This is a genomic window from Acidobacteriota bacterium (assembly GCA_040754075.1).
GTDB lineage: Bacteria > Acidobacteriota > Blastocatellia > UBA7656 > UBA7656 > JBFMDH01.
This window is the reverse complement of sequence record JBFMDH010000003.1, coordinates 38,922-58,622: the sequence shown is the minus strand read 5'-3', so window position 1 is coordinate 58,622 and position 19,701 is coordinate 38,922. Positions and strand designations below refer to the sequence as shown.

At 51.3% G+C, this 19,701-nt stretch carries 15 protein-coding genes; 4 read left to right on the top strand and 11 right to left on the bottom strand.

The genetic code is table 11. The features are described 5' to 3' along the window. Positions 1-91: 91 nt before the first annotated feature. From ilvC to mutM, 5 genes are all read right to left on the bottom strand, one after another. On the bottom strand, positions 92-1,108 hold the full coding sequence (gene ilvC / locus AB1757_04140) for a ketol-acid reductoisomerase (GenBank protein ID MEW6126231.1): 1,017 nt from the start codon (positions 1,106-1,108) through the stop codon (positions 92-94). Positions 1,109-1,266: 158 nt separating this feature from the next. Next, positions 1,267-1,791, bottom strand: a complete 525-nt coding sequence (gene ilvN / locus AB1757_04135; protein MEW6126230.1) for an acetolactate synthase small subunit — start codon at positions 1,789-1,791, stop codon at positions 1,267-1,269. 142 nt (positions 1,792-1,933) lie between these two features. Beyond that, the gene (ilvB, locus tag AB1757_04130; GenBank protein ID MEW6126229.1) at positions 1,934-3,622 is read right to left on the bottom strand and encodes a biosynthetic-type acetolactate synthase large subunit; all 1,689 of its coding nucleotides are present in this window, start codon (positions 3,620-3,622) and stop codon (positions 1,934-1,936) included. Positions 3,623-3,952: 330 nt separating this feature from the next. Further along, positions 3,953-5,506, bottom strand: a complete 1,554-nt coding sequence (locus AB1757_04125) for a 2-isopropylmalate synthase (protein MEW6126228.1) — start codon at positions 5,504-5,506, stop codon at positions 3,953-3,955. A gap of 280 nt (positions 5,507-5,786) precedes the next feature. Next, a complete protein-coding gene (mutM, locus tag AB1757_04120) occupies positions 5,787-6,611 on the bottom strand; it encodes a bifunctional DNA-formamidopyrimidine glycosylase/DNA-(apurinic or apyrimidinic site) lyase (GenBank protein MEW6126227.1) in 825 nt (274 codons plus the stop codon). A gap of 156 nt (positions 6,612-6,767) precedes the next feature. Here mutM and mutY point away from each other — a divergent pair, with 156 nt between their 5' ends. Beyond that, a complete protein-coding gene (mutY, locus tag AB1757_04115; protein ID MEW6126226.1) occupies positions 6,768-7,868 on the top strand; it encodes an A/G-specific adenine glycosylase in 1,101 nt (366 codons plus the stop codon). Positions 7,869-8,147: 279 nt separating this feature from the next. On the opposite strand, the gene AB1757_04110 is transcribed toward mutY, so the two are convergent. From AB1757_04110 to cobA, 6 genes are all read right to left on the bottom strand, one after another. Then, the gene (locus tag AB1757_04110) at positions 8,148-9,305 is read right to left on the bottom strand and encodes a hypothetical protein (GenBank protein MEW6126225.1); all 1,158 of its coding nucleotides are present in this window, start codon (positions 9,303-9,305) and stop codon (positions 8,148-8,150) included. A 26-nt stretch (positions 9,306-9,331) separates the two neighbouring features. Further along, a complete protein-coding gene (locus AB1757_04105) occupies positions 9,332-10,801 on the bottom strand; it encodes a M48 family metallopeptidase (GenBank protein MEW6126224.1) in 1,470 nt (489 codons plus the stop codon). Positions 10,802-11,402: 601 nt separating this feature from the next. Beyond that, positions 11,403-13,016, bottom strand: coding sequence for a nitrite/sulfite reductase (locus tag AB1757_04100; GenBank protein ID MEW6126223.1), 1,614 nt, complete (start codon positions 13,014-13,016; stop codon positions 11,403-11,405). Positions 13,017-13,135: 119 nt separating this feature from the next. After that, the gene (gene cysC, locus AB1757_04095) at positions 13,136-13,735 is read right to left on the bottom strand and encodes an adenylyl-sulfate kinase (protein ID MEW6126222.1); all 600 of its coding nucleotides are present in this window, start codon (positions 13,733-13,735) and stop codon (positions 13,136-13,138) included. 40 nt (positions 13,736-13,775) lie between these two features. Then, positions 13,776-14,504, bottom strand: a complete 729-nt coding sequence (locus tag AB1757_04090; GenBank protein MEW6126221.1) for a phosphoadenylyl-sulfate reductase — start codon at positions 14,502-14,504, stop codon at positions 13,776-13,778. Between the two features lie 12 nt (positions 14,505-14,516). Further along, positions 14,517-15,320, bottom strand: a complete 804-nt coding sequence (gene cobA, locus AB1757_04085) for a uroporphyrinogen-III C-methyltransferase (GenBank protein MEW6126220.1) — start codon at positions 15,318-15,320, stop codon at positions 14,517-14,519. Between the two features lie 344 nt (positions 15,321-15,664). Between cobA and AB1757_04080 the strand changes: the two genes are divergently transcribed. The 3 genes from AB1757_04080 (at position 15,665) to AB1757_04070 (ending at position 19,441) form a co-directional block, all read left to right on the top strand. Further along, positions 15,665-16,768: an LLM class flavin-dependent oxidoreductase gene (locus tag AB1757_04080; GenBank protein ID MEW6126219.1), complete on the top strand. Its 1,104-nt coding sequence runs from the start codon at positions 15,665-15,667 to the stop codon at positions 16,766-16,768. 112 nt (positions 16,769-16,880) lie between these two features. Further along, positions 16,881-17,402 (top strand): class IV adenylate cyclase, encoded by a 522-nt coding sequence (locus AB1757_04075; GenBank protein MEW6126218.1) that lies wholly within the window; start codon positions 16,881-16,883, stop codon positions 17,400-17,402. A 227-nt stretch (positions 17,403-17,629) separates the two neighbouring features. Then, positions 17,630-19,441, top strand: coding sequence for an amino acid transporter (locus AB1757_04070; protein MEW6126217.1), 1,812 nt, complete (start codon positions 17,630-17,632; stop codon positions 19,439-19,441). Positions 19,442-19,701 lie beyond the last annotated feature (260 nt).

Below are 19,701 nucleotides of genomic sequence, written 5' to 3'. Positions count from 1 at the left end.
AGTGACTAGCGGGCGAATTTCTAAGGAGTCTTCCATGCGATTTGCTTCTCAGCACTTTGAAACAGCCCCTTTCATCACCCGTCACTTCTCGCTAATTTTTCGCTTTGTTGACCAATTTATTTTGCTGAAGCCAGGGCATCATGCCGCGCAACTCTCTGCCGACCTCTTCAATCGGATGCGCCAGTCCTGCGGCTTCCATAGCTTTGAAACGCGGTTTACCGGCTTCATTTTCAGCCATCCATTCGTCGGCGAATTCGCCCGACTGAATTTCTTTTAAAAGTTGTTTCATCTCTTGCCGCACGCCGTCATTAATGACGCGCCCGCCGCGCGATAGATCGCCATATTCGGCGGTGTTCGATACCGAATAACGCATGTTGGAAATGCCGCCTTCATAAATTAAATCAACGATGAGTTTGACTTCGTGGAGGCATTCAAAATAAGCCATCTCGCGTGAATAGCCCGCTTCAACCAAGGTATCGAAACCGGCTTGAATGAGCGAGGCGAGACCGCCGCACAAGACCGCTTGTTCACCGAAAAGGTCGGTCTCGGTCTCTTCGCGAAACGTGGTTTCCAAAATTGCCGCGCGACCGCCGCCAATCGCCGACGCATAAGCGAGTCCTGTTTGTTGGGTGTTGCCGCTGGCGTCCTGATGAATTGCCAGCAAACACGGAACACCGCGTCCTTCGGTGTATTCGTGGCGCACCAGATGACCGGGACCTTTGGGCGCAACCATAAAAACATTGACGTTTTCCGGCGGCACGATTTTTTTGAAATGAATCGAAAAGCCATGCGCGAACACCAGGGAGTTGCCGGGCAACAGATTTGGCGCAATATCCTGCGCATAAATTTTCGGCGCGACTTCATCGGGCACCAGCATCATGATGATGTCGGCGTTGAAGGCAGCTTCGGCAGTGTCTTGAACCGTGAGACCGGCGGCTTCGGCTTTGGCGCGCGAAAGGCTCCCGGCTTTGAGTCCGACAATTACATCGCAACCCGAATCTTTTAAATTATTCGCATGCGCATGACCTTGTGAACCATACCCGATGATGGCGATTTTTTTACCTCGTAGATAGTCAAGGTCAGCATCTTTGTCATAAAAAATTTTCATAAAATCCTCTGAATTAAAAATATCTTCCTGGTTTAAATTTCGCTCGCGGTCTTTAGACCGCTCACTCAACGGACATCAAATCTTCTTATTTGCGGTCAAAGACCGTTTGCTCAATGAGTAATACTCATCGCGGTCAAAGACCGTTTGCTCAACAAAAATCAATCTGCCGCGACCTGGCAATTAGCAGCCGCTTGCTCACCCGCTTCGTTCAATCGCTCGATGGCTACGGTTCCGGTGCGCACGACCTCGTGCACGCCGAACGGTTGCAGCGAATGCACCAGACCGCGAACCGTATTGCTGTCACCAATGACTTCGACAATGAAACCTTCGTTGGTCGCATCTACGATTTTGGCATGGAAAAGCGACACCAGATTCAAAGCCTTTTGTCGCGCTTCGCCGTTTTCCGCTTTGACTTTCACAAATGCCATTTCGCGCTCGATACAATCGAGATTCGTCACATCCGCCGCGCTCAATACGCGCACCTGACGATTGAGCAATTTGACAATCTGTTCGATGGCTTTTGCTTCGCCACTGGTGACGATAGTTGCCGAAGAGAGCGTGCCATTCATGGTCGGTGAAACGCTCAGGGATTCAATCGGCAAACACTTGGCGCTGAACATGCCAACGATGCGTTGCAAATCTCCGAAGCGGTCTTCAAGAATTACTGAAATTGTATGTTTCATAAGACTGTCTGGAGTCGAGAGTCTGGAGTCTGGAGTCCGCAGTTTCAAATTTGAACGTTGATTTTGCCTCTCTATTTTTGAAGCTACTCTCACCCCTACAAATTTGAGACTCCAGACTCTCGACTCCAGACTCCAGACTTCTTCAATTCAAAATCATCTCCGTCAGCCCTGCGCCTGCGGGAACCATCGGATAGACATTCAGGTTATCGGCAACCGCAATATCCATCACCACCACGCCGGGCGTATTCAAGCCGCGTTCTAACACTTCGCTCAACTCTTCGGGGCGTGTGGCTCTCAGTCCGGTTGCCCCGTAAGCTTCCGCGAGTTTGACGAAATCGGGATTGCCGCTTAAATCAACATTCGTGCAATTACCGTCATAGAACAAATCTTGCAGTTGGCGCACCATTCCCAACGTCGCGTTGTTCATGACAATGACTTTGACATTGGCGCGGCACTTCACAGCGGTCGCCAGTTCCTGCGCGGTCATTTGAAATCCGCCGTCGCCGACAAAAGCAATCACCTGACGATTCGGAAAAGCCAGTTGCGCGCCGAGCGCCGCAGGGAATCCATAACCCATTGTGCCGAGTCCCCCCGACGTCAAATTCTGGCGCGGCGAATTGAACGGATAATATTGCGCAAGCCACATCTGATGCTGTCCGACATCGGTTGCGATAATCGCGTCGCCCTGGGTTAAACGGTGCAATTCGCGAATCAACCGCTGCGGCATAATCACCTCATCCGTATCATCAAAAGTGAGCGGCGCATAAGTTTTCCATTCGTTTATCTGTTGCCACCAACTGTTGAGGCGTTCGCGACTCGTCGCGCATTCTGCTTCGCTGAGCGCATCAATCAATTGTTGCGCCACGGTTTTCGCGTCGCCGACGATGCCTATGGTGGCGCGAACATTTTTGCTGATTGAACCGGGGTCAATATCGACGTGAATGATTTCGGCATGGGGCGCGAATTTATTGAGCGCGCCGGTCACCCGGTCATCAAATCGCGCGCCGACGGCAATCAGCAAATCGGCTTCGGAAACCGCCATATTTGCCCAGTACATTCCATGCATGCCAAGCATTCCCAAATTGAGCGGATGCCCCGACGGAAATCCACCAAGTCCCATCAAAGTTGGCGTGACCGGCAAAGAAAGCCGCTCAGCAAGTTCGACGATTTCATCGAAGGCATTGGCGTGAATGACGCCGCCACCGATGTAGAGAATCGGTCTTTCGGCAGACGCGATTTTTTGCGCGGCGCGTTTGATGGATTCCGATTCACCAAACAGGTGGGGCGCATAGCCCGCAACGTTGATGTTATCGGCATAAACGAAGGGCGCGGTTTGGGTGCAAACGTCTTTGGGAATATCAATCAACACGGGACCCGGACGCCCGGTTTGGGCAATGAAAAAGGCTTCTTTGATGATGTGCGGCAAATCGCGCGCATCGCTTACCAGATAGTTGTACTTGGTGCAGGCGCGCGTGATGCCCACGGTATCGACTTCCTGAAAGGCATCGTTGCCGATGAGTTTCGTCGGCACTTGACCGGTGATGACCACCAGCGGCGTTGAATCCAAAAAAGCATTGGCAATGCCGGTGACTGTATTGGTTGCGCCTGGACCTGAGGTGACCAACACACATCCGACTTTGCCTGTGGCTTTCGCGTAACCTTCAGCCATGTGCATTGCGCCCTGTTCGTGACGCACCAGGATGTGACGGATTTTGCCTTTGTAGTTAAGCAATTCATCGTAAATCGGCAACACCACCCCACCCGGATAACCGAAGATTGTGTCAACGCCTTCGCGCATCAACGCTTCACAAACGATGCGTGCGCCGCTCATCACTTGCGGCGTGGGTTCGTGCTGTGCTGCCCGTTTAATGAGTTCTCGTGCTATGGCTCCCATGCGATTTCCTTTTTGATATGGCAATCAATTTCGTTGATGCTGCGCCGTAAAATTCAAAAGCCGTCATCTTTTTTTCTTGATGACGGCTTTTGCTTTTGCTTTCTTTTGCAAGTTACCGTCATCCGCTTTTAATAAGCAGTACTACGACTACAATAATTACCGGAATAAGCAGAGTAATGACGGAAAGCGCAAGAATATCGTCGGTTTCTTTGACGACGGCTTTGGCAAAACTATTCGGTTTTCGATTTGCCGAGTATTGCATTTCTTTTAATCCGCTGCTCCTGCAAAGCTCTTTTTCTTAGGCGCATTCAAACTGCGCGCGTGCAGAGCTTTGTTGATGGCATGCAAATAAGCGCGGGCGCTGGCTTCAACAACATCTGTGGAAGCAGCGCGACCCGTGAAGGTTTTTTCATCAATTTCAATGTGCGTAAAAACTTCGCCCACGGCATCGGCTCCGCCGGTTACTGAGCGCACTTCGTAATCAATCAGTGTGGGATTTGTTCCCGTAAGAAAATCAATTGCCGCGTAAGCCGCAGCCACCGGACCTCCGGCGTGTGCGCTGCGTGACATCGCCTGTTCATCGCGTTCGAGGGTCACAGTTGCCCACGAATCTTTGGTGGTTCCGGCGAGCGCTTCAACATTTCGCAGTTTAAAGGTTTCGGGAATTTCGCGCAGACCATCTTGCAGAATGACGACCAGGTCTTCGTCGTAAATATCTTTCTTCTGGTCGGCAAGCATAGTGAAGAGTTTGTAGGCTTTATCGAGTTCAATTCGGGTCAACACATAGCCCATCTCTTCATAACGTTTTTGCAAAGCGTGACGCCCGGAATGTTTGCCTAACACCAGGACGCTTTGTTTTACGCCAACGGTTTCAGGCTTCATGATTTCATAAGTCAACTTATCGGCGATGACCCCGTGTTGATGAATTCCGGCTTCGTGCGCAAAAGCATTGCGTCCGACAATGGCTTTATTGGGTTGCACCGGAATACCCGTGATGTTCGATAACATCTGACTGCTGCGATAAATTTCCGTCGTGTTAATGCCGGTCTCATAGGCGAGCAAATCTTTGCGAACATTGAGCGCCATCGCTAATTCTTCCAGTGAAGCGTTACCGGCGCGTTCACCTATGCCATTGATGGTGCATTCGATTTGTCTGGCTCCGGCTTCGATAGCCGCGAGCGAATTGGCAACTGCCATTCCCAAATCATTATGACAATGCACAGAGATGGTGACTTTTTCGATGCCTTCGACACGTTCGCGAAGCGTCTTGATGATATGCGCGTATTCGCGTGGAATGGTGTACCCAACGGTGTCCGGGATATTCACGGTTGTGGCACCGGCTTTGACGGCGGCGCTGACGGCTTCAACTAAAAAGTCGAGGTCGGTGCGGGTTGCATCTTCGGTTGAGAATTCGACGTCATCGGTAAAACTTTTGGCTAAGGCGACCGATTCGGCAATGCGCGCCAGACATTCTTCGCGGGTGATTTTTAATTTAGCGGTCAGATGAATATCGGAAGTGGCAAGGAATGTGTGAATGCGTGGGCGGGCGGCTTCCTGTAAAGCTTCCCAGGCGCGTTCGATGTCTTCGCGAGTGGCGCGCGCCAGGGCTGCAATAATCGGACGGCGAACCTGTCGCGCAATTTCGCGAACTGCCGCAAAATCATCGTCTGAGGCAATTGGGAATCCGGCTTCGATAACATCCACGCCAAGGGTGTCGAGTTGGTGTGCAAGACGCAGCTTTTCTTCGAGATTCATACTGCAACCCGGCGATTGTTCACCATCACGTAGCGTCGTATCGAATACTTTTATTCTCTCAGCCATTCATTCACCGTTTGTGAAAGGATTGACACAGCCTGCCCGGAAGTTTTGGTCGTTGAATGAATAACACTGTTTTATTGAGCGGGCAAATAGATTGTTTTTATCAAGTGATAAGCGATTCGCTTGAAGCGTTTTTCTCTCAATAACTTATCCTGGCATTACTATCTCTGCGGTCTAATGCCGAGCAACCACAAAGCATTATGAAACAAGCAAGGGTGGCTGAATGTTTCAAACAGAATTTTGCAGCCTTATTCGCATTTCAACGGTGCGAAAATAGAAATACTCACCGCTGACACTTAGGGCAAAAGAAGGTCGAACGACCGGCAAGCACTTGCGAGCGAATCGGGGTTTGACAACTGGGACAAGGTTCGCCTTTGCGCCCATAAACGCGCAGTTTTTGTTGAAAGTAACCGCTCGTTCCGTCGCTGTTGCGAAAATCATCTATCGTCGTGCCGCCAAGCGCGATGGCTTCCTGTAAAACTTGAATAATTGCCGCGTGCAGTTTTTCATAACGCTTGAGCGTGATGCGTCCGGCCTCGCGCAATGGATGAATGCCCGCCAGAAACAGCGCTTCGCTGGCGTAAATGTTGCCCACTCCGACAACGATTTGCTGATCCATAATGAAATTCTTCACCGGCTTTTTCGATTTACGCGAACGGCGGAATAAATATTCAGGAGTGAAATTTTCCAAAAGCGGCTCGACGCCGAGTTGTCTGAGCGTCGCGTGTTCATCAAGTTGGCTCTGTTCAATGGCGATGACACAACCGAATCGGCGCGGGTCGCGAAAGCGCAGATGCAATCCATTATCGAGAGTTAAAATGACATGGTCATGTTTATCGAGCGGCTCGTGCGCCGAAAGGATAAGCAGTTGTCCGGTCATCCCTAAATGCAAAATCAAACAACTGCCCTCGGTGAAATGCACGATGAGATATTTTGCGCGCCGCGTGAGGCGTTCGACCTGGCGTTGCAAAATCAATTCATTCAATCGGTCTTCGTCAACCGTCACGCGCAATCGCGGCTCACGCACCGAAATCTCAACAATGGTTCTTGCAGGCAACAACAACTCCAAAGAGCGGCGCACGGTTTCAACTTCAGGAAGTTCAGGCATAGGAAGATACTACAATGTTCATATAGCTTGCGGTAGCGGGTGGGTTTGTTTGCCAATAAACCTGCCTGCTGCCACCGGCGATACGGACACATTTGTTTGCCCGGCGCGGGTTCGCTAAACTCCAGTTTCATCACATCCTAAGAAGTGAAAAGGAAAATGAGCACGACGCTGCCGCCACCGAAAAAATTCAACAAGAAAAAATTCATCGAAGCGTTGCTCGCGTGGTTTGAAAAACATAAACGCGATTTGCCGTGGCGACAGACACGCGACCCCTACCAAATATGGATTGCCGAAGTGATGTTGCAACAAACGCAAGTCGCCACCGTCATCCCGTTTTACGAACGCTTCTTAAAAACTTTTCCTGATGTTAAGTCTTTGGCGCGAGCTAAAGACACGGTGTTGATGAAAGCCTGGGAAGGGCTTGGTTACTATGCGCGCGCCCGCAACCTGCGCGACGCGGCGCGCGTGATTGTCGAAAAACATCACAGTGAGTTGCCCGCTTCACGCGAGGCGCTTTTAGAGTTGAAAGGGTTTGGCGTGTACACCGCCGCAAGCGTCGCGAGTCTCGCATTCAACCAAGACTATGCGGCGGTTGATGGCAATGTGATGCGCGTGCTCTCAAGAGTGCTGGTCATCGAATCGGACATTCGCAAACCCGCCGCCAAACGCGAATTTCAGCGCATCGCCGATTCCCTGGTTCCGATGGGTCGCGCCGGAAAGTTTAATGAAGCGATGATGGAACTCGGCGCATTGATTTGCCGCCCGAAAAATCCGGCGTGTGAAGGTTGCCCGATTCGTCCGTATTGTCGCGCCTATCATGAAAATCGTCTCGCTGAATTTCCGCGCAAATCAAAGAAAGCCGCCATCCCGCATCATCAAATCGTCATCGGTGTCGTACATAAAGATGGCAAAGTCCTGATCGCTTTGCGCCCGTCGGAAGGCTTGCTTGGCAATCTCTGGGAATTTCCCGGCGGTAAACTCAAACCCGAAGAACGGCTCGAAGCTTGTTGCGCCCGCGAGATGCTGGAAGAGACCGGCATTGTCGTCGAAGTCGGCGAACGCTTTTCGGTGGTGCAACATTCATTCACTCACTTTCGCATCACCCTGCATGCTTTTCATTGTCGGTATGTGAGCGGCAAAGCCCGTCCCAAGACCAGTCAAAAAATTCGCTGGGTCAAATTCGCCGACCTCGAAAATTATGCGTTTCCCAAAGCTAATAAAAAAATCATCGAAGATTTGCGGCGCATCGATGCTTAACCGATGAAAGCTGTTTGCAAGGTACTTCGCACCCCGATGGCAGAAGTTTGCGCGCCTCTCAACACTTCAATATCAGGTCTGCACTTTTAAAACCTTGAGGTTTTCCAACAACTCAAGGTTTTTTAGAGCCGCTTGCCAAAATCATTGACTGAGGTTGAACCAGCGGTCTATGACCGCGTCGTTGAAAAGACCGCTTGCTCAACGGGCGCTGAGTAAAAGCAATCGTCAACGATTCGCGTTGCCAATCATTTTCTCGTCTACGCAGCTTTTCGGGTTGAATCAATAATCGGATTCGCCCGCATCATAAGACGTATCGCTTGCGTAATCGGTGGTCGTCGTATCATAGGTGTCATAAGAAGTATCGGGCGCATCGACGGGCGTATCTTCTGCGACATCCGAAGACGGATCATACACTGCACCGACGGCGTCATGTTCGCCCTCTTGTCCATAGGTATCTGCCTGTTCCTGATGCTCTGCGGCATATTCTGCATATTGCGCGGCGTTTTCAAAATTGCCGCTCTCGGCGTAATTGACCGCTTCCTGTCGATCAGCATCCGCCTGATTTTGTTCCCAAACTGCCCAGTCTTCTTTTTCGTACTCGGCGCGCGCCTGTCCACTGTGGTCATCACCGCCGGCGTAATAATCCGCCCAGCCGATGGCATCTGCGGCGCGTGAAGCATCCTCGCGGGCGGCTTCATAATCGCCCGCCTCAGCGTGTTTGGCTTCCTCCTGCTCCCAATACTTACCTTCGGCTTGTTCGTCTGCGGCGCTTTCCAGACGATAGGAACTTTCGCCATGCAACATATCGCTATCGACCGCCGCCCACGCTTCGTTTTCGGCAATCTCGCGTTCTTCTGCCGCGGCGCGATAATCGCCTGCTTCGATGTCTGCATCGGCGCGGGCTTGGGCTTCGTCAGCCGCTTGCGCATGAGCCTGGGCTTCAGCAGTTTCAAGGTCTGCTTCCGTCGGTTCCGTGGCGCTTTCGTTGACCGATTCAGGTTGTGCAATCACTTCATCGGTATTTATTGGTTCTATGGTATCGGTCGCTTCACCGGCAACGTAAAGTCCGGCATCCATCGTTGACGCCTGGTCAATGACAGGCGCGACCTCTGCGGCGCTATCAACAGAGATTTCCGCCACTTCGCCAGCCTCTTCGGCGGTCAGATTTTCACTTTCCGCTTCTTCGACTGACAAAGCGGCAATCGCCGGTTCGGCGCTCTCCGCATCAACGATGACATAACCGGCTATATCCGGGTTGGCATCATCACCGGTAATCGCTTCAATCACATCCTGAATCGCCTCGACAATCGCCGGTGTGTCAGTTTCGTTGGTTACTGTTGCCTGAGTGTCGGGCTTAGCGGTGATGATTTCAATGACCGCCGGATTGGCATCCGTTACAGGGATTTCTGTAACGACGATGGTTTCATCAGAGTTCATGGTAAATTCTCCTTTTCTGCAAAGCCTTATGAATCAACTTCCGATTCGGCTTCCTTATTTGGAGTCGCCACAGGTTGAGGCGGCGCAGGTTGCTTTTTCAAGGTAACGATTTTGGCGCATTGAGCGTTCGGACAACGCACATTCAAAGCGGCTTTGCCTGCAAGCGCGCTGCGCGGAATGCGCATCGGTGTGCGACAGGCTGAACAGATGATGCGAAGCGCATCATCTGCGGGTTTGGTTTGTGGCGGCGCAACTGCCGGACTTGCAGGCGCAGGTTGGTTGCCTTGCGCAATTAACGGCGGACGCTGTGCACGCGGCACAGGCGGCGGCGCAATGATGCCACGCATTCTTGCGCGCCAGTTTTCCATTTCGGGGCTGCGAGCAAATTGGGTCAACAGTTTGAGGCGGCGCGTAATGTATGGCGTAGATGATGAAGTCATCTCGGACAATTTCGTCATCTGGTCATCGCTATCGGCTTCCTGTTCCAGCCACGCCTCCATATTGATTTGGCGAATCAACTGAGCCGATTTGAGATACCAGGTCAACAGCACGCGGCGGGCAATTTCTTCGTCCATAACTGCAAGCAATCCGGCGCGGTCGGCAGTAATTTCGGATTGTCGCGCCCAAGCCAGTAACGGCAATTCGACGGCTCCTTCGACCAGATGGGAAAGATTCAAATTCGCCAGCAAGCCGCCAGCCATCATGCCGCGTCTGGGACTTTGTTCACCGAGTAAAAATCGGATGACAGTTTTCCAGAGCGCGTGACCGGCGCGGCAATGTCCCATTTCGCGCGCCAGCATAAACAATAAATCTTTTCCTTGAAAATTGGTGACCAGAGCTGTGCCGATGATTACGAAGGCGCTGGTGTCGCTGCCATAGGTTGCAGCATCCCACATCCGGTCGCCGGAAACGTAAACTTCCGGCATAAACGGGAGTGCGAGAATCCGCGCCGCCAGCACCGCTTGCTGATAAACCGCCGGCAATTGTTTATCGCTCAATTGAATGGCATTGAAAGTTGTCTCTATCCAACGCCGCCCGACTTTATCGGAAACCGTGCGGGCGGCGGCGTTGAGCGGGCTGAGTGAGCGCAGCTTCGCCATTGCCGCACCATCCTGTGCCCATTGAAATACCGAACAATCCAAAGCATATCCGGGAACGAGCGGGCGCAACCAATGACAATCGGGACAGACCATCAGATGGGGAGCGAGTCTTGCGCCATTGCCGCCACAAAACTGACAAAACCCTTGAGCAAAATTCTGTCCCGCCATATTCGGCGCATACCATTGCGGCGGTTGATAATTCATTGGCGGCGGAAAATTCGGCGTCCGGTTATAAAATTGCGGGGGAGTATTGAAAGGCGGCTGTGGTCGAGCAGTAGCGTCTGGCGGCGCAACCGCTACCAGTTGACCTCCGCAGGTCGGACAAAACACCCCGCCTTCAATCGGTGGATTGCGATGTCCATTCGGGCAAGTGAGAATTGACGGTTGCGCTTGCATTTGCGGATTCTCCTTAGTCTCATCGCCAGGTCAACAGTCGTTTCATGAGTGATTGCCCCGCTTGACTCACAGACGATGGATTGTTTGAGAGGTGTTGAAAACGTGCCTAAAAATTTAAGCAAGTGATATGCCGCCAAAAATTTAAATTTGCCTGCCGGAAAACCCTGCAAACTATCGTGGATTTTGATAACGGATGGTCAATAAGCGCAGTCTTTTTTGCGCGCCAGCGGGCGACAAATAACCGGGCAAGTTGGTTTTGCAATGAAGAAAGCCGGAGAAAATCAAAAAAAATCGGTAGGTTAATCGAATCCCCCGGTCATTGAATTTATCGAGAATGCCGATGTCCGCAGTCGCTTCACCATCAACCCGCAGTTTACAAAAAGCCCGCCGGGTTATCAGCAACCTCTTGAAACCAGGTAAGCCGCGTCATCGCTTCACAATTTCATCCTCAGTTGGGAAATGTTACCCAAAAAGTTAAGGCGGCTGTGCGAAAGTCCGCATTAAACCATCAGCGACTGGCAAGTTTCTGGTGCCCCCATCTACCAAACCCAAGCGGGTAAACCGCGATGGCAGCTTTATAGAAATACCTGTCCTCAGACTTTCAAACCGGTGCAGGCTGGGATTCAATCGCGGCGCACGATGGATTAATCGTTGGGGGTGAAGCCGCTAGAAATTCCGTCAATTTTTCATCGCTGTGACGCAGACAGAATTCCTGAAAGGTTTCTTGCCCGACGCGCTCATCGTTATAACGCGCAAAGAGCCGTCCAAGCGATTCGCCCAAATCATCGGCAAGCACGCGAACCCCTATGCGTCTGCCGAAGGATTCATGTCTGCCGACGCCGCCGCCTAAAAAGATTTGAAAAGCTTCTTTCTTCACGCCGCCGATTTGCACGAGCGAGCCTTCGAGTCCAACATCGCAAATATGATGTTGCCCGCAAGAGTTCGGACAACCCGTCACGCTGATGCGCACGCTGTCCGTGAGTTCGACATGTTCGGAAAGGTATTCATCCAATTGCTTCGCGCGATTTTTGGTTTCGGCAATTGCCAGTTTGCAAAACTGAATGCCGGTGCAGGCAATCATGCCTTTGCGCGCCCAGTTCGGTTGATAATCGAAACCGCTGAGGTCGAGTTGCTGTGTGAGCGCCAATATATTTTTTTCGGGAATGTCGAGCAGCAAAATATTTTGCGTGTTGGTGGTGCGGATTCTGCCGCTGCCAAACTGTTCAGCTAAATCGGCAAGCCGCCTGAGTTCACAAGCATTGGTTCTGCCGCCGAGTATCGAAATCCCCACATAATACAAGCCGTTTTCGCGTTGCCGGTGGATGCCGAGATGCGAGCGGTCGCGCTCTTGAATGGGTTCGGCTTCAGGCGTTGCGGCGCGACGGAGTTTTCGCCCCATCACCCGTTCAACGGCTTCGCGAAAGCGCGGGATTTGCCACTCTTCAACTAAAAATTTCAAGCGCGCCCGTTTGCGATTTTTGCGATTGCCTTCGTCGCGAAAAACCGTCGCCACCGCCGCGCATAAATCGACCACTTCATCGGGCGCGACCAGCACACCCAAATCTTTCGAGAATCGCGGCGTGGTTGACAACCCGCCGCCAACGCGGGCGCGAAATGCGACTTCGCCTTGTTCATCACGAACTGCGAAAATGCCGATGTCATTGATTTCGGGATAGACGCAAGCGTAGGCGCAGCCGGTGATGGCGATTTTGAATTTGCGCGGCAGGTTTGAGAAATCTTTATTGTCGATGAAAAATTCATTCACCGCTTTGATGAGCGGCGTGGTGTCATAGAGTTCTTCGCTATCGACGCCCGACACCGGACAGTTCAAAATATTGCGAACACAATCGCCGCAAGCTTCTGTGGTTGATAACCCGACTTCGCGCAACCGATCAAGAATTATCGGCAAACTCTCAACCCGCACCCAGTGATATTGAATATTCTGACGCACCGTAATATCGGCAAGCCCGCGACCATGATGTTCGGCAAGTTCCGCTAATACGCGCAACTGCGTTGGCGTCAAATCGCCGCCCGGTATGCGTGTGCGAACCATAAAGAATCCATCTTCGGCGGGTCGTTGGGTGTAGATGCCATACCAGCGAAACAACGCTTCATCATCGGGCGAAATCGTCTCCTGGGTCGCCGCGTAACGGTAAATATCCGCGAGCACATCTAACCCGTCTTTGCGTTTTTTAATCTCTTCGATATTGCTCATAAACTGCCTGCTATAAGGCGCGTGAAGCGCCGTTTGAAAAACGGGTTCAAAGCGTTGCGTCAGAGAAAAATGAATCGTGGTGTAAAGTTTAATCTGAAAGCAACGCTTTGAACTTTTCCTTAGCCTTGAACTGCTGTCGTTTCAGTCAAAGCAAACTGGTTCAGGGACGCGGCATAATCGTTGAACAAACCGAGTTCACCAAGCCTCGCAATAATAATTACTTCACTTTGTTCAAGGGTTTGCCGCGCCGTATCAACTAAAATGTCCGGGGTGAGCGGTTCTTCATAGGGGTCGCTGATGCCTGTAAAATTTTTCACCTCACCGGCAAGCGCTTTTTTGTAGAGACCTTTGACGTCGCGTTCAATCAAGGTCGGTAAATCACAGCGCACAAAAATTTCAACGAATCGGACATCATCACTTTCAATCAACTCGCGCACATCGCTGCGCGTCTCCCGGTAAGGCGAGATTGCCGGGACAATGACCGTCACGCCGTTTCGCGCCAGCAGACGCGCAACGAAACCGATGCGATGAATGTTGGTATCGCGGTCAGCTTTTGAAAACCCGAGACCGCGACTGAGATTTTCGCGCACCTCATCGCCATCGAGTATTTCTACTCGTTTGCCTGCGGCGCGCAAGCGTTTGCTGAGAACCTGTGTGAGCGTGGTTTTCCCCGCGCCCGAAAGCCCGGTAAGCCAGATGACATTGCCTTGTGAACTCATTTATTTAATCTCCTCTTCTTTATTTGGTTGTGGTTGATTTTTAGGCGTGCAATCCGCATTCGGTTTTCGCGTGTCCTGCCCAGCGACCGGCGCGTTCCTCTTCGCCGACGCGGACGAAGCGCGTGCAATGGGTACAGCCGATGCTGGTGAAGCCTTCGTTATGGAGAGGGTTATAGGGGACATGGTTTCTAACGACATAGCTCCACACATCGCGCTTCGTCCAGCGCGCCAGCGGATTGATTTTGACCAACTGCCAGCGCGCGTCCCATTCGACAACGCGGGCACTGGCGCGCGTCGCCGTCTGGTCGCGGCGAATGGCAGTGACCCAGGCAAGTTTATCGCGCAGGGCTTGTTTGAGCGGTTCAAGTTTTCTTAGTCGGCAACATAAATCCGGGTCACGCGCCCAGAGCTTTGCGCCATAAATTTCTTCCTGAGTTTCGGGCGTCAGTTCAGTTTTGTAAGCTTGAATTTTTATTTGATAGCGTTCCTCGATGATTTCGCGCAGCGCGTAAGTTTCGGGAAAAAGAAAATCGGTGTCGAGAAAAAACACATTTAATTGCGGATTGATTTTTACGGCGATGTCGATGAGCGCCATGCCTTCGACACCGAATCCTGTGGCAATCGTCAGTTTGTCGCCGTATTGTTTGAATGCCCATTCTAAAATTTCCGTTGGCGCGGCATTTTCAAAAAGCGCCGCGGCATTTCTGATGCGCGTAAGCATGGTGTGATTTGGAGTCAAGTTGATGAGTTGATTTTTCGCTTGCGCCATGACGTTCTCCTTTCAAAAACCTGCAACCTCGGCTAGTCCAAATTCAAAGACCTGATGATGGAACCAGTTCAATTTTTCTTTGAGCGCGACCACCTCGCCAACAATGGCAATCGCCGGTGGCTTGATGTCTAAAAATTCGCCGTCATCATTCGCCAAATCTGCGAGCTTTCCCGCATAGACTTCCTGATGCGCGTAAGTTCCCCAGCGAATGATGGCAATCGGCGTTGACGGCGCGCGCCCGCCGGCAACGAGCGCGCGGGCAATCTGTTTAATGGTTTCGGCGCACATAAAAATCACCAGGGTGTCGGCTAAATTCGCAGCGGCTTGCCAGTCGACAGCAGGGCGATTTTTGCGGCTGTCGTGCCCGGTGATGAAAGCAACGCTTGAAGCATAGTTGCGATGCGTTAGTGGTATCCCTGCGTAAGCCGCAGCGGCAACGCCCGACGAAATTCCCGGCACAACTTCCCAGGCGATACCGGCTTCAACCAGGGCTTCAGCCTCTTCGCCGCCGCGTCCGAAGATGAACGGGTCGCCGCCTTTGAGACGCGAAACGATTTTTCCGGCGCGGGCGTGTGCGATGAGGATTTGATTAATTTGAGTTTGCGAGATGGAAGGTTCACCGGCGCGTTTGCCGACGTAAATCAATTCTGCGCCGCGTCGCGAGTGCGCCAGGATTTCGGGATTAACCAGATAGTCGTAAACGATAACCTCGCTTACGGCGATACTCTCGGCGGCTTTGATGGTCAGGAGTTTCGCATCGCCCGGACCTGCGCCGATTAAATAGACTTTGCCGGTGTGTGCCTGCCTGTTGCTCATTGTTGTGTGCCTGTTACCCGCTAAAATAATTTGCCCAAAAACGAAAAACCCACCGCAGGTTTTGAAGCCTGTGGTGGGTTTTCTTAAATTCCTTCTGAGTTTACTCAGAATTTAGTAGAACTTAATTTATGATGCACCTCCATCAAAGGCTTCGCGCGCTCGTCCGCGACACATGCAACAACAACAACACATTGAACACATGGTTTTTTTCATAAGCCTTTGACTGTTTATCAAACGCTTATGGTATAGCATTCCGGTTTTATCAGAGTCAAGAAAGTTATTTTTATACTTCATTCAATTTTTCTTTGGTTGCAGGTAACTGCTAATGAAATCAGCAAAACGAAATGAAAAATATTTTTAAAACAAGGCGCGAATCTGCCACGCCTTCATCACGACTTTACCGCATCGCGGGTTTTCGGTTTAATGTGCAAACGATGACGCGAAGACTTGGACTCTATCTTGGACGCTTGCCTGGTTTTGATAAAAGCGGCTTCGACCGTCGCGAACTCATTGAATGTGTGAAAGCCGCAGATGGTTGCGGATACGACTGCATCTGGATTCCCGAAGCCTGGGAACGCGATGCCTTTACGACACTCACGGAACTCGCGGTTCATACCAAACAAATCCATTTATGCACAGGCATCGTCAATGTGTTTTCGCGAACCCCTGCGGTGCTGGCGATGAGCGCCGCAACCCTTGATGAAATTTCCGGCGGGCGATTTCGCCTGGGACTTGGAACCAGCGGGGCGCGCGTCATCGAAGATTTTCACGGCGTGCCATTCCAAAAACCACTCACGCGCCTCAAAGAAACCATTCAAATCATTCGTTTGTTGCTCGCAGGTGAAGTGACGGATTTCGAGGGTGAGTGTTTTCAGTTGCAACGATTCAAGCTTGGATTTAAACCCGTAAGGGCAGATTTGCCGATATACATTGCTGCGCTGACGCCGAAAAGCCTTCGTCAAATCGGCGAAATCGCCGACGGTTGGTTGCCCACGCACTGGGCGCGCACGCAGTTCAACGAAGGCATTGTCGAAATTCAAAAAGGTTGTGAAGCAGCAGGTCGTGACGTCAAGCAAATCGACATCGCGCCTTTCATTAACACTATGGTTTCCGATGATGCGGCGAGCGCAAGAAAAGCGGCGCGCTTGCCGCTTGCCTATTATGTCGGCGGAATGGGCGATTTTTATAAAGAATCGCTTGCGCGTCTGGGGTTTGCCGATGTTGCCGGGCAAATTCAAACCCTCTGGCAAATGGGTCGGCGCAAAGAAGCGATTAACGCGGTGAGCGATGCAATGGTTGATGCCGTGGCGATTTGCGGAACGATGGAATTTTGCCGCGCTCAACTCGATGAAGTTTTGCAATACGGCGCGACGCTGCCACTGGTGCCGATTCCAAATGCGGGCACGCTTGCCGAAAAGATTCGGGTCATTGAAGCGTTGATTGAATAGATTGCAAACCAAAAAACCGCCGGGATTTTTTAATAATTTGTTGGGCGAAGTTGGCGGCTTGGCGGTTCAGAAAATATTTTGAAGATAGCTTGTTTCACTTCTTGACTACATCATGCCGAAAAATATTGAAATCAAAGCCCGCGTCAACGATTTCGCGGCGCTCAAAAATTTAGCCGAACAAATTTCCGATACGCCCGTCGAGTTGCTCATTCAGGAAGACACCTTTTTTGAAACCGCACAGGGGCGTTTGAAATTGCGCGTCTTTGACGCTACGCGCGGCGAGTTGATTTTGTATTCACGCGCCGATACGCCAACGGCAAAAACCTCCACCTATTTAATCGCTCGCACCAGTGAGCCTGAGACGCTGAAAACCATTCTTTCAACGGTTCTCCCTGTGCGCGGCGTGGTGCGTAAATGCCGTTGGCTTTATCTTGCCGGACAAACCCGCATACACCTTGACGAAGTCGAAAATCTCGGACATTTTGTTGAGCTTGAATTTGTAATGCGCGACGACCAAACGATGGTCGAAGGCGAACGCACAACTCAAGCGTTGATGGAGAAACTCGCGATTAACCAAGAGGATTTAATCGCGGTGGCTTATATTGACCTTTTAAGCCAGCCGAATTTGCAGTAAAACTATTCATCGTTTTCACAAAACAAATTATTTCATTCCTTAATCGAATTGGCGCAAACGACGTAGTAATGACTATCTGACGAAAAGCTGAGGACGACATGGCAGATTCATCGAAATCGAAAAAGAAAACCCCTGGCGCATTCAAACAGTGGTTACTCGAAGGCTACCTTCCGAGTAAAAAACCACATCAAGAAACTCTCCATCACACGCACCCCTGGTACAAGGTCATGTGTTTGACCGGGGTTGATTATTTTTCAACCCTCGGCTATCAACCGGGCATTGCATTTTTAGCGGCGGGCGCGTTGTCGCCGATTGCGACGTTGATTCTGGTTTTGCTGACGCTTTTCGGCGCGTTGCCGATTTACAGCAAAGTCGCTGCCGCAAGCCCCAATGGTGAAGGTTCGATTTCCATGCTCGAAGGGTTGTTATCGCGCTGGAAAAGCAAAACCCTGGTGCTCATTCTGCTTGGTTTTGCGGCAACCGATTTCATCATCACCATTACGCTTTCGGCAGCCGATGCCACAGCCCATGTAATCGAAAATCCTTTCGTTCACAACTATCATTTTCTGCATCACGAAGTCTGGCTTACCCTGGCGCTCATTGCCACACTCGGCGCAGTTTTTCTTAAAGGTTTCAAAGAAGCCATCGGACTGGCGGTTTTTTTAGTGATTATTTACCTGGGACTCAATGCGGTGGTGATTGGCGTCGGGGTTTATGAACTCATTCAACACGCCGAATTGATTCCCGATTGGAAAAGCAAACTATTTACGGCGCACAGCAATCCGGCGGGGATGATTGGCGCGGCAATTCTGGTCTTTCCGAAACTGGCGCTCGGACTTTCAGGATTTGAAACCGGGGTTGCGGTCATGCCTTTGGTGAAAGGCGACGCCACAGACACCGCAGCGCATCCGCAAGGGCGCATTCGCAACACCCGCAAATTGCTGCGCGCGGCAGCTTTCATCATGAGCATTTTTTTAATTGCCAGCAGTTTGGCGACGACGATTTTGATTCCCGCTGAAAAATTTGAAAAAGGTGGAGAAGCCAATGGTCGGGCGCTCTCTTACTTGGCGCATGAATATCTTGGCGACCTGTTTGGCACCACTTATGACATCAGCACGATTTTGATTTTATGGTTTGCCGGAGCCTCGGCAATGGCTGGGTTACTCAACATTGTGCCGCGTTATCTGCCGCGTTACGGCATGGCACCCGAATGGGCGAAAGCCACGCGCCCGCTGGTGCTGGTATTCACGGGCATCGCGTTTGCTGTAACCATCATTTTTCAGGCTAATGTCGATGCGCAGGGCGGCGCTTATGCAACCGGCGTTTTGGTACTGATGACCTCTGCGGCAATCGCTGTGACCATGGCGGCATGGAGAAACGGCAATATGAAATATATCTTTGCCGCTATCACTTTGGTTTTCACTTATACAACGATAACCAATATCGTTGAGCGAACCGATGGCGTGAAAATCGCTTCGTTCTTTATTCTGGCAATTGTGACCACTTCACTGATTTCGCGCGCCTTGCGCTCAACCGAATTGCGTATCGAACGTGTCGAACTCGACAAAAAAGCTCTGGAATTTATCGCCGAGTTATCAAAAGGTCATGAGATTCGCATTGTTCCCAATAAACGCGACCGCGGCAACGAGCGCGAATATCTTTATAAAGAGAAAGAGGCGCGCGAAGACAATCATATCCCTGAAGATGACCCGGTGGTTTTCTTTGAAGTGCGACCCGGCGATGCTTCCGAATTTTCCGGCGTCTTGAAAGTGCGCGGCGTTGCGCTTGGACCTTATAAAATTCTCAGAACCAAAAGCCCTGCGATTCCCAATGCGATTGCGGCATTCTTGCTGCACCTGCGCGATGAAACCGGCAAAACTCCGCATGCCTATTTCGGTTGGAGCGAAGGCAATCCGCTCAAATATGTTTTGCAATTCATCTTTTTCGGCGAAGGCGATACCGCGCCTGTGACCCGCGAGGTATTAAGACTCGCCGAACCTGACCCCAATCGTCGCCCCGCTGTGCACATTGGCGGTTAAGCGCGGCGCGGTTTAAGAGGACGCCAAACTCAGGCGTCCTCTATGGCGCTTTTGTTTATCGTTTACGGGCGACGCCAGGCAACTTGCTTTTTCGATTAAAGTTCAATATGCGCGCCAGATAAAAGTATTGATTTCCGCGCCGTTGATTGTTAAATTCGCCTCGTCTGCTCCCAAACTACCTGCAATCTTCCCTCCCGCGCGATATGCCAGCTTTATGGTCAGCAAATAAAAACTTCCTTACCCCGTACCATCCCTGATCT